The sequence below is a fragment of the Nonomuraea sp. NPDC048826 genome (genome assembly GCF_043198225.1).
In the GTDB taxonomy this organism is placed as follows: Bacteria; Actinomycetota; Actinomycetes; order Streptosporangiales; family Streptosporangiaceae; genus Nonomuraea.
Genome location: NZ_JBICUQ010000002.1, coordinates 153008 through 163973 on the forward strand (window position 1 = coordinate 153008; position 10966 = coordinate 163973).

A 10966-nucleotide genomic window follows, 5' to 3' on the forward strand; every position below is an offset into this window, starting at 1 on the left:
GGACCCCACGGCCGAGGCAGTCAGCTTCCTTGCGGGTGCTTCACGCAGGCGGACTGGCCTTGACGCGCCGTACCAGCTCTTCCATCGACCCCCGATGACCGTGGAGATGCTCCAGCCACCACGTGGCGCCCGCGTCGGCGTAGGCCCGGACCGACGAGCCCGGCTCGCTCACCCCGATGACCGCCACGTCGAGGTCGCCCGCGTCCGCCCGGTACCCTCGCAGCTCACCGACCTGGGCCGCCAGAGAGTCGGGCGAGAGCGCCATGCGGCCCTCCTGGTCGTCACCGGCGACGATCCAGCCGTCCCAGCGCGCGGCACGCCGGAGCGCACCCGGAGCCGTCCCGCCGACCCACACCGGCACCCGCGGCCGCTGGAGGGGCAGCGGCGCGAGCCGTACCCCCTCGACGGTGTAGCGAGCGCCCCGGTGGCGCACCTCCTCGCCCGACCAGAGCGCGTCCATCACGTCAAGCGCCTCGTCGAGCACGACCCCGCCGGGCCGAGCCGAGCCGAACGCGGTGAACTCCTGCTCCACCCCGCCCAGCCCGGCGCCCAGAATCGCCCGGCCCCCGCTCAGCCGGTCGAGCGTCGCCACCGTCTGGGCCAGCCTTTCCGGCCGATGCCTGGCCACGGCCGTCACCGCCGTGCCCAGCCTGACGCGCGAGGTCGCCTGTGCCGCCGCGGCCAGCGTCACCCACGGATCGGCCGACGGCATGCCCCAGGCGAAGGCCACGTGGTCCCACACCAGCACAGCGTCCCACCCGGCGGCTTCGGCCTCCCGGGCGAAGGTGACCAGGTGACCCGGCTCCGCGAGATCACCGAGGATCGCGACATCGATGCCGTAACGCATACCCCCACCCAAACACACGGCACCGACAGTCCCGGAAACCACGATCCCGGCCGAGGTCCTGAACGATCTCGGTCATCGCGAGAAGGTGTTCCCGGCCTCGTCCCGGGCGGTCGAGCACCATTCGCGGCACGGGCACACGAGACATCTCCGGAACTCGTCGCCTGCTGGACGATGGGGCGGGTATCAGGCGACGAGGCGCGGGACGTCCTGCGGGAGCAGAGTCAGGCCTGGGCAAGCCAGGCGTGGCACAGCCACCAGGCGTCCACCCCGCCGAACGTGGCGGACGGGTCGATCCCGGTGACCTCGGCGAAACGCTGCAGCCGGTTACGCACGGTGTTGGGATGCACGAACAGCCTCTCGGCCGCCACGTCCACGTCCCGATCGGCCTCCAGCCAGGCGCACACCGCGCGGGCCACCGGCTCGGCCCGCGCGCCGAGCGCCGTCCACGCCGGCCGGTGGTGGTCGAGCAGCACCGCGGCCAGGTCGGCCCGGTCGACCACCGCGGCGAGCGCCGGCACACGGGCGACATGTATGACTCCGGCCCGGCCCGCCGACTCGCCCGCGGTCAGCGCGGCGACCGCGAGATGCCGTACGGCGGCCAGTTCCTCGGGCTCGGCGGGGCCGGCGAGCCCGGCCACCACCCCGGCCCTGGCGACGCGACTCGACGGCGCCCGGCCGAGCACCCCCACCAGCAGCCCGTCCACGACCGCGCACAGGACCGGGGGCTGATCACGCAGCGAACGCTCCAGCCCGGCCGCGGCCTCGCCCGGCCGGGCGGCCAGGACCCACAGCCCGCCCGCAACGGGCAGTCCCGCCTCGGCGGCGGCCAGCGCGCCCGCCGAACCCCCGTCGAGCAGCCGCCGCAGGATAGCGGCCTCCCGATCCCGCGTTCTCGGGCCCTGCCCGGCCTTCGTGGCGTGGTGGGCGGCGATCAGCCTGGCCCGTACAGCCTCCGCCCAGTCGTCGTACAGTTCCCGCGCGTCCAGCAGGCGTTCGGCGCTGACCCCGGCCGCGCCCGCCACCTCCCGGGCCCGCGACCAGATAGCCCGCTCGGCCACGTGGATGGCCCCCAGCACCGCCTCGACGGGCACTCCCTGCCGGGCCCGCGTCACGGCGAGCTCCTCCACGAACGACAGCTCCGCCTCCGTCGGACCGCGCCTGGCCGCCAGCGCCCGGGTCGCTGCGACGAGCAGCGCGCGGGTGTGCCCGGCGATGTCGGCCGACGGCAGGGCGGCGACCTCTCGCACCATCGTGCGCACGCCGGCCACGACCGACGACATCAGCTCGGCGTCGCCGACGACCCGCTCGATGAGGTCGACCACGGGTGTCCAGTCGTCGCGAGAGTCCACCCCGCGATCCTGCCCTGGAGTTGTGGTGTATCACAACTCGGGGCGGCAAGACCGTGAGGAGCCCCATGGTCGGGGCTCCGATCAAGCCGTAGCCTTGGAGACCACCACAACAACCCGCCGCGCGAAGGCAGCACCACGTGTTCTCGACCAGGCGCTTGCATGCCTGACGCGGACCGGCGGCACCGGACACGCGATGACGCGGCGGTTCCACCGTCACGGCGAGTCGTAGCCCGCCGCTCGCCCCGCCCTCTGACGTAGCCAAGTTCCCAGGAGAACCCCACCCATGACCTCCTCGTGCCGGGTCGCCGTGATCGGCGCCGGAGCGGCCGGACTCGCCACCACCAAGGCCCTGCTCGACGTCGGCCTCGACGTCGTCACGTACGAGAAGGGCGATCGGCCCGGCGGGCTGTGGGCCCGCGACAACAGCAGCGGCCTGTCACCCGCCTATGCCTCCCTGCACCTCAACACCAGCAAGGGCCGCACCGAATTCGCCGACTTCCCGATGCCCGCCGAGTGGCCGGACTACCCGTCGGCCGACCACGTGGCCGGCTACCTCGCCGACTACGCGAAGACCTTCGGCCTGACCCCGCACCTGCGCTTCGGCACCACGGTGACGTCCGTGGAGCGCGAGGGGACAGGACTGCCTTGGGTCGTGACGACCGAGTCCGGAGAGTCCGGCCGTTACGACGCGGTCGTGGTCGCCAACGGTCACAACTGGGATCCCCGGATGCCCGAGCCCGGCTACCCCGGCACGTTCGACGGCACCCAGCTGCACGCCCACGACTACCGCACCCCCGAGATCTTCCGGGACCGCCGGGTGCTGGTGGTGGGCATGGGCAACTCCGCCATGGACATCGCCGTCGACGCCTCGAACGTCGCCCGCGGCCCGGTCCTGCTCTCGGCCCGCCATGGCGTGCACATCGTGCCGAAGTACCTGTTCGGCCGGCCCGCGGACGCCACCGGCGCCGCCATGTCGGCGCTGCCGTGGCGGGTGCGCCAGCGCATCGCCGAGACCCTCCTCCGGCTGGCCGTCGGCACCCCGCAGAGCTACGGACTGCCGGCGCCCTCCGGCGGCCTCTTCCAGAACCATCCCACGATCAGCGACACCATCCTGCACCGCCTCACCCACGGCGAGGTGACCGCACGGCCCGGAATCGACCGCCTCGACGGCGACCGCGTCGTCTTCACCGGCGGCACGTCCGACCGCGTGGACGTGATCGTCTGGGCCACCGGCTACCGCGTGACCATCCCCTTCCTGACCTCCCATTGGATAGGCGACGACGCGGAGCGGCTGCCGCTGTACCAGCGGGTCTTCCACCTGCAGGACCCGAGCCTGGCCTTCGTGGGACTCATGCAGTCCACAGGCGCCGCCCTGCCCGTCGTCGAGGCCCAGGCCAAGCTGGTCGCCGCCCACCTGTCCGGCCGCTACGCCCTGCCCACCCCCCTGGAGCAGCGGCGTGCCGTCGCCCGCGCCCTGCGCGCCGCCACCGAGCGGTGGGGCGGCGACCGGCGTCCCATCATGCGGATCGACTTCGACCGCTATGTCGCCGGCCTGCCCCGCGAGATGAAGGCCGGCCGCGCCCGGCTGCTGCGGGGAGCCCGGCCGTTCACCCCTGCCCGCCGTGAGGAGACCCCCGCATGAGCACGTCCCGAACCTCCTCCGGCCCCCTGGCCGGCCGCCGCCGTGACGCTCGCGGCCTGCGCGTCATCATCACCGGCGCGTCCGGCACGTTCGGCCGGGCGATCAGTGCCCGCCTGGCCGGGCTCGGCGCGCACGTCATCGGCCTGGACCTGGCCCCGCGCTCCGACGACCCGGTCGAGGTCCTGGCCTGCGACATCACCGACGACGCCGGCGTGCCCGCCGCCGTGGCCGCCGCCATCGCGAAACTCGGCGGCCTCGACCTGCTGATCAACAACGCCGGCATCGGCGGGCCGGCCCCGGCCGAGCTGCCGCCAGGCGCCGAGGTGCGCCGCCAGCTCGACATCAACCTGCTCGGCGCCTGGCGCGTCACCGCCGCCTGCGTGGACGCCCTCGTCCAGTCCCGCGGCCGGGTCGTCATGCTCTCCTCGCGGATGGCCGTCATGCAGCTCCCCCTGGCGGCCGCGTACGGCGCCTCCAAACGAGCGCTCGTCGCGTACGCCGACGCGCTGCGGATGGAGATCGGCACCCACGTCACCGTCACCTGCGTCTACCCGTCGGCGGTACGCAGCCCCATCCACGACTCGACCGCCGAAGCGGGCCTGTCTTTGGAGGGCATGAGCAGTTACGAGCCGCTGGAGGGCGTGGTCGACGCGGTGCTGCGCGCCGCGCTGGGCCGCCGCGCGCGGCGCGACCTGGCGACCACCCGCCGTGGCGCCGTCGAGCTGTTCCTGGCGCGGCACCTGCCCTCGGTCACCGACCGGATCATCGCCCGCACCCTGTCCGGCCGCGTCCGTTCCGGCGCGTTCGACGGGGCCGAGCTGGCCGCCGGCGTCGTCGCGCGCCACGCGCGAAAGCCGTGAGCACGACGCCGGGCACGCCGGCTCCTCGACGCACCGCGGAGTCGGCGCTGACGCCTCGCGCGCGGGCCGTCGACCTCGCGACCTACTCGACCGGCTCGATCGGGATGGGCGTGTGGGTCACCGTCCCGGGACTGCTCCTGCTCTACTTCCTCACCCACACGCTCGGTGTCTCGCCGTTCCTGGCCGGCCTCACCCTGCTCCTGCCGAAGATCGTCGACGTGGTCGTGCATCCGGTGCTCGGCACGCTGTCCGACCGGCAGGCGCGCCGCAGCGGGCACCGGGGTGGCCTGCTCCGCTGGGGACTGCTGCTGGGTGTGGCCATGGCCGCGATGTTCTCGGTCCCGGCCGGGCTGTCCGGGCCGGCCGCCGCGCTGTGGGTCGGCGGCTGGTTCATCGCCGGCAACCTGCTCTTCGCCTGCTTCCAGGTGCCGTACCTGACGACGCCGTCAGACCTGCGGGTCGGCTACCACGAGCGCACCCGCATCTTCATGTTCCGGATGCTCTTCCTGACCTTGGGGCTGCTCGGCGCCGGCGTCGCGGCACCAGCCCTGGTGGCGTCCGGCGAACGCGGCGACTACTCGCGGATGGCTCTGCTGCTCGCCGCCGCCATGGTCGTGTCTTGCTTCGTCGCCCTGGCGGGCGTCCGGCGGCTCGCCGACAACTGCGGCTTCCGCCTCCCCGACGGGCGCGCCCACACCGCCCTCGGCGACATCCGGATCGCCTGGCGCGACCACGACTTCCGCGCACTGGTGCTGTCCTACCTGTTCACCGGCACCACCACCCACCTCTTCCTCGCCGCCTTGCCCTTCTACACCGCGTACGTCTTCGCGGACGGCGGGCTCACCGCCGTGTTCATGGGGGCCTTCCTCGGCCCGGCCGTGGTCGCCGGGCCCATGTGGCTGCGGGTGTCACGGCGCATCGGCAAGCAGCGCGGGCTGCTGCTGTCGCAGGGCGTGTTCATCATCGGATCGCTCGTGCTGCTGCTGGGCGAGCTGCTCGGAGTCGCGGCGACCGTCGCCGTGGTCGTGGCGCTCGGCATCGCCTTCGCCGGGCTGCAGCTGTTCGCCTTCTCGATGGTCCCGGACGCTGTCGCCGCCGCCGAGGCACGCGGCACCGCCCGGGCGGGCGCCTACACCGGCGTGTGGACCGCGACCGAGGCGACGGGCACCGCCATCGGCCCCTACCTGTACTCCGCCGTCCTGGCCGTCGGCGGGTTCGTGTCCACGGCCGATGGGCACGGGGTGGCGCAGCCGGACTCCGCCCTGACCGCGCTGCTCGCGGGCTTCACCGTGGTGCCCGCCGTGCTGATGGCGACGGCCGTGTGGTTCCAGCGCCGTTACGCCCTCGACCGGCCGGCAGGCCCATGATTCCGGATCTCCTCACCGCCGAGCACCTGCTGGCGCTCGCCGGTGTGCTGCTCGGTGCGCTCGCGCAGGCTGCCACCGGCATGGGCTTCTCGCTGCTGGCGGCGCCGGTGATGGTGCTCTACCTGGGCCCACGCGACGGGGTGGCCGCGACCGTGGTCCTCGCCGTGCTCTCCTCTGTCGTGCCGCTGCTGCGCGACGGCCGCCACGCCCGGCCGGGCGAGGTGGCTCGGCTGCTGGTGCCCGCGCTGGTGTGCACTCCACTGGCCGCGCTGGCGCTGCGCGGGGTGGACACCCGCTCGCTGGCGCTGGCCGCGGGCGCCGGCGTGATCATCGCTGTGTGCGTCCTGGCCGGCGGGGTGCGCTGGAGACGGCTGCGCCGTCCCGAGGGAGCCGTGGCCATCGGCGCCGCCAGCGCCCTGCTCAACGTGGTCGGCGGGGTCGGCGGCCCGCCGATCGGCCTGTACGCGGCCAACGCGGGCTGGGAACCGGCGACCACGCGGGGCAATTTGCACGCCTTCTTCATTCTGCACAACACCGCGACGGCCCTGGTGCTCGGCATCGTGCTGCCAGGAGCGCCGGAGCTCGCGGCACTGGCCGCCGGCACGGCCTCCGGGATGCTGCTGGCGCCCCGGCTGCGGGTCGCGGCGCTACGGAGCGCCGTACTGGGCGCGTCGCTGCTGGGCGGCATCGCCCTGACCGTCGGAGCACTCTGACGCTCCTGCACGCGACAACCCGCTGCGCCGGGCAACTGGGAGCACGAAGTGCTCCTGGATGACCCCGGCGACGCGGCAGCCGGTCTCGTGGCACTCGGTTGCGTGGCACTCGGTTGCGTGGCACTCGGTTGCGTGGCACCCGGTCTCGTGGCACCCGGTTGCGTCGCCCCCGGTGTCGCGGCACCCGGTCTCGCGGCAACCAGCGAGTTACCGATCTCCCGCGTCATGGGCGACGAAGTGACACTGACCGCCAACCGAACACGGACTGATGGTGGCCGACGGGAAACGAGGCGCCGTGGCGCATTTCAGCCTGGATCCGGATTCTGGCACTCCGGCAGTGCCGATGAACCGCACCAACGTCCTGGTGTTCGGCCCGGCGGTGGCCATGACGCTGCTCGTTCGACGGGGTTCGTCTCCGGGACGGAACCTGGCGATCGCCATGGCTCCGCCGGGCGGGGCGCACCTCGGCCAGCGTGGCGGAGAAGCCGGGGGGACGAGCCGACGGGGAGGGCCTGTGCGACGAGGACCATGGCGACCGTCTTTCGGCGGCGCAACTGTTGCGGCGCGGCCGATGCGATGAGAAGTACGACTCTCAATGAGCCGACTGGACGAGAAGAACGACTCTCGTCAGGCCAACCGGAGGAGAAGCAAAGACTTTCGTCAGGCCAACCGGAGGAGATGAGGACTCTCGACGGGCCCACCGTAGGAGAGGAATAACTCTTGCCGATCCGACGAAGACAACAAACAGGACGCCCTATGGCGGGCCGACGTGTTGAGGAGGACGGTGAACGTCGGCCGACGCCGAAGGGGCGCGGTGCGGCGGGTTGGGCCGCACCGCGCGGAGCCGACTCCATACGGCGAGGTCAGTGACCCGCCTGTCCGGAGTGACTCCTGACAAAACGGCGACTCAGAGACCCCGCTGTCCAGAGCGACACCAGACAAAGTCCGGAGTAACCCCCAGACAAGCGGCGAAATCTGAGGGCTCCGCCTCTCAGGAGTGACCCTGACGATACGAGGAGATCAGAGCCCAGGACGGAGAGGTCGGAGGCGTCCGAACCAGGCGGCAGGTCAGAGACGGCGCAGGACCGCCACGACCTTTCCCAGGACGCTGGCCTCGTCGCCCGGGATGGGCTCGTAGTTGTCGTTGTGCGGCACCAGCCAGACGTGGCCGTCCTTGCGCTTGAAGGTCTTGACCGTCGCCTCGCCCTCGATCATCGCGGCCACGATGTCGCCGCTCTCGGCGACCGGCTGCTGGCGGACCACGACCCAGTCACCGTCGGCGATGGCGGCGTCGATCATCGAGTCACCGGTGACCTGCAGGAGGAAGAGCGTGCCCTCGCCGACCAACTGCTTGGGAAGCGCGAAGACGTCCTCGACGCTCTCCTCGGCGAGAATCGGACCACCGGCGGCGATGCGGCCGACGAGCGGGACGTAGGCGGCGGTGGGACGGCTGACCGGAGCCTCCTCGTCACCCCCGTCGGGATCGACCCACAGGACCGGCTCGCCCGGAAGGCGAACCTCCAACGCGCGCGGGCGATGCGGATCGCGCCTCAAATAGCCCTTGCGCTGCAGGGCCGTCAACTGGTGTGACACGCTGGACGTGCTGGTCAGCTGGACGGCCTCGCCGATCTCACGCATCGACGGTGGATAGCCGCGCTGTTGCACGGAGTCGCGGATCACCTCGAGGATCTTGCGCTGCCGGGGTGTCAGCCCCAGCGAGTCACGCCTTCGCACCGCGAGGTCACTGACCCCGTTGGCGTCATCCCGCTCGCTCATGCCTCTCCTCCTCGCCCGGCGGCTCGCCTCACCGGCGACCCTCCCGGTCCGTGGTCCTGATGTCGCACACAGCGACCGTATCGCTGTTGAAGATCATCTTCAAACAATTGTTCGAGTCTTCCTCGAAATTGTCGGCAGCGTGGTGTACAACATCGTACGGGAGTTCGATCGACATCGTGTTCGATTTGCCGATCTTTATAGGCCGTTTCGGGGGGCCGTGGCGGCGGGAGGTCAATCATGCGAACGACCAGGATCATAGGCCTGACCGGCGACGACGACCAGAGGCTCACGCTCGTCACCGAGGCGACCCGCGAGCCCGGCCACGCGTCCACATCCGGACACCCCCACCCCGAGCCGCCCCGCCAGGCCGTCCAGGCCCACCCTCTCCCACACTCCGCCCAACACGATTCTTGTTCGAATTCCGCCGAGGGTCGCCCTCTCCCCACAACCTCCGTCCAAGGCCATTCCCCTTCGAGAACTGGCGCGGCTAACGCCCGCCCGGATCCCGCTGACCGCCGTCCTTCCCCGGACTCGGCAGGGAGCAGTTTCCTGGCCCCGGTCCCTGAAGGCGCCTCCGCTGGAGAAGACGCTCCGAGAGGGCCGGCTTCCGAAAGCCGGACTTCGGGCCGAGAGGCTCCCCGAAGGCGGGCGTCGGGCGGCCAGCCTTCGGGACGGCTTGTCTCGGGGCAGCAGGCTCCCCAAAGGTGGGGTTCGGAAGGGCAGGCTTCGGAGCGGCGCGTGGCGGATCAGGAGACTCCGCGCGGGCTGGTGTCGGGAGGCCAAAGCTCGGAGCGGCACATCTCGGGGCAGCAGGCTCCCCAAAGGTGGGGTTCGGAAGGGCAGGCTTCGGAGCGACGCGTGGCGGAACAGGAGACTCCGCAAGGTCGGGCGTCGGGAGGCCAAAGCTCGGAGCGGCACATCTCGGGGCGGCAGGCTCCCCAAAGGTGGGGTTCGGAAGGGCAGGCTTCGGAGCGACGCGTGGCGGAACAGGAGACTCCGCAAGGTCGGGCGTCGGGAGGCCGGGCTTCGGAACGGCGAGTCGTGGAACGGCGGGTCGGGCGGGAGCAGGTCGGCGGACCGAGGGCGCGGCGAGCTGCTGCCGGCGAGCGCCCCCACCTCTACCTCGTCCCTCCGGCGCGCCCCACCACGGAGGCCGGGTCACTTCAGGGGGCCGGCCGGTGGGGGAGGAGTGACGGGGGTCCTGTCCGTACGGGAGAGGGCCGCCCTGTCGTCGGCCAGATCATCCAGGGTGGGGGCGACGGCCGGGGTCCGGGATCGCGTGAGACGGCGAGCGAGCGACGGCGTGGGCCGGGCGCTCGCGGAAGACGCCTGACGGACGACGGCCCCCTGCGTGGTGTCAGCCCCGGCACGGGAGCGGGACCGCGTGGCGGAGACGCGCCCCGTGCCGGCGTCGGATTCCCAGGTGCCGAAGGACTCCGCGTGGAGGCTGGGGCCGAGGGTGGCCTGGGTGGGGCGTCGGCGCGACAGGAAGCCACGGCACCGAGCGGTGAGGACGGGAGCCCGTCGTCCTTCCTGGCCAGGGTGCGGGGACTGAGGCGGGACGGGTTGTCGTTGACGTCCAAGGGGCGCGGGCGTACGCGTGAAGGTGATCGCACGCAGGTGGGGCCGCCGCAGACAGATCCGGCGCGCACAGGGCTGACGCAGGCAGGACGCGCACAGACGGAGTCGCCCCAGGAGGGACGCGCGCAATCAGCGCAGGCGCAGATGACCCAGGCTGGGGTGACGCAGGCAGGACGGACGCAGGCAGGACGGGCGCAGGCACGGACCCGGGCGGGACGGACGCAGGGGCGGACGCAGGGACGGTCGCAGGACACCGGTGGGTCGGGGAAGCGGGCGCGGCGGTCCGGTGCCGGAGTTCGGGGTAGGCGGGCGCGGTTGGCCGTCGTGTCCGGAGCGCCGAGGCAGTCGGGCGGTTCCGCGCGGATCCACGCCCGGAGAAGGCCCGGCCCGGCGGAGACCGCGCCGGTGCGGTTGACGCGGCGGGGCCGGGCGGTGCTGGTGATCGCCGTGGCGCTGCTGTCGCTGGGCGGGTTCTGGCTCGGCACGAGGGCGGCCGGCTACGCGCAGGCGGAGCGGCCGCCGAGCACCGCCGGGTTGCCGTGGGTGCAGGTGCGGGAGGGCGACACGCTGTGGAGCATCGCCGAAGCCGTCGCGCACCCTGGCGAGGACCCGACGGCCGTCGTGAAGGAGATCCGGCGGCTCAACGGGCTGACGGGTTCGCTCATCCGGTCCGGCACCCGTCTGCACGTCCCGGGCGGCGCGGTCACCCCTTTACACCAGGGACAATGAGTGGTCGTGCGATGCTCCCGAGCCTCCTGTGAACAATTGTCACGTACGTGACGCGTACCAACAAAAGTGACGCGTTCCGGCGACACGCCCGAAGGGCGGCGG

The 10966-nt window shown here is 72.5% G+C and carries 8 protein-coding genes; 5 read left to right on the forward strand and 3 right to left on the reverse strand.

Annotated features, from left to right (window positions below; all coding sequences use genetic code 11):
* Nucleotides 1-40: 40 nt before the first annotated feature.
* Nucleotides 41-847 carry an LLM class flavin-dependent oxidoreductase gene (locus tag ACGFI7_RS06435; RefSeq protein ID WP_393399917.1) on the reverse strand — a complete coding sequence of 269 codons (807 nt, stop codon included), beginning with the start codon at nucleotides 845-847 and terminating at the stop codon, nucleotides 41-43.
* A 221-nt stretch (nucleotides 848-1068) separates the two neighbouring features.
* Complete coding sequence (locus tag ACGFI7_RS06440) at nucleotides 1069-2196, reverse strand: helix-turn-helix domain-containing protein (RefSeq protein WP_393399920.1); 1128 nt, start codon at nucleotides 2194-2196, stop codon at nucleotides 1069-1071.
* A 283-nt stretch (nucleotides 2197-2479) separates the two neighbouring features.
* Between ACGFI7_RS06440 and ACGFI7_RS06445 the strand changes: the two genes are divergently transcribed.
* Genes ACGFI7_RS06445 through ACGFI7_RS06460 form a run of 4 tightly spaced genes read left to right on the forward strand, consistent with a single transcriptional unit; the run spans nucleotide 2480 to nucleotide 6778 of the window.
* A complete protein-coding gene (locus ACGFI7_RS06445; RefSeq protein WP_393399922.1) occupies nucleotides 2480-3838 on the forward strand; it encodes a flavin-containing monooxygenase in 1359 nt (452 codons plus the stop codon).
* On the forward strand, nucleotides 3835-4698 hold the full coding sequence (locus ACGFI7_RS06450) for an SDR family NAD(P)-dependent oxidoreductase (protein WP_393399925.1): 864 nt from the start codon (nucleotides 3835-3837) through the stop codon (nucleotides 4696-4698). Before ACGFI7_RS06445 ends, ACGFI7_RS06450 begins: the two co-directional genes overlap by 4 nt.
* Complete coding sequence (locus ACGFI7_RS06455) at nucleotides 4695-6065, forward strand: MFS transporter (RefSeq protein WP_393399927.1); 1371 nt, start codon at nucleotides 4695-4697, stop codon at nucleotides 6063-6065. Before ACGFI7_RS06450 ends, ACGFI7_RS06455 begins: the two co-directional genes overlap by 4 nt.
* Nucleotides 6062-6778, forward strand: coding sequence for a TSUP family transporter (locus tag ACGFI7_RS06460; protein ID WP_393399930.1), 717 nt, complete (start codon nucleotides 6062-6064; stop codon nucleotides 6776-6778). The genes ACGFI7_RS06455 and ACGFI7_RS06460 overlap by 4 nt, the downstream gene beginning before the upstream one ends.
* 1068 nt (nucleotides 6779-7846) lie before the next feature.
* Here the strand turns inward: ACGFI7_RS06460 and lexA are convergent.
* Nucleotides 7847-8554 carry a transcriptional repressor LexA gene (lexA, locus tag ACGFI7_RS06465; protein WP_393399932.1) on the reverse strand — a complete coding sequence of 236 codons (708 nt, stop codon included), beginning with the start codon at nucleotides 8552-8554 and terminating at the stop codon, nucleotides 7847-7849.
* A gap of 1986 nt (nucleotides 8555-10540) precedes the next feature.
* On the opposite strand from lexA, the gene ACGFI7_RS06470 reads away from it, so the two are divergent.
* A complete protein-coding gene (locus ACGFI7_RS06470; RefSeq protein WP_393399935.1) occupies nucleotides 10541-10864 on the forward strand; it encodes a LysM peptidoglycan-binding domain-containing protein in 324 nt (107 codons plus the stop codon).
* Nucleotides 10865-10966: the final 102 nt, after the last annotated feature.

What these genes read in the sequence shown, in the direction of transcription:
- lexA (WP_393399932.1), bottom strand. Translation starts at nt 8,554, where the DNA reads ATGAGCGAGCGGGATGACGCCAACGGGGTCAGTGACCTCGCGGTGCGA.
- ACGFI7_RS06450 (WP_393399925.1), top strand. Translation starts at nt 3,835, where the DNA reads ATGAGCACGTCCCGAACCTCCTCCGGCCCCCTGGCCGGCCGCCGCCGT.
- ACGFI7_RS06460 (WP_393399930.1), top strand. Translation starts at nt 6,062, where the DNA reads ATGATTCCGGATCTCCTCACCGCCGAGCACCTGCTGGCGCTCGCCGGT.
- ACGFI7_RS06435 (WP_393399917.1), bottom strand. Translation starts at nt 847, where the DNA reads ATGCGTTACGGCATCGATGTCGCGATCCTCGGTGATCTCGCGGAGCCG.
- ACGFI7_RS06445 (WP_393399922.1), top strand. Translation starts at nt 2,480, where the DNA reads ATGACCTCCTCGTGCCGGGTCGCCGTGATCGGCGCCGGAGCGGCCGGA.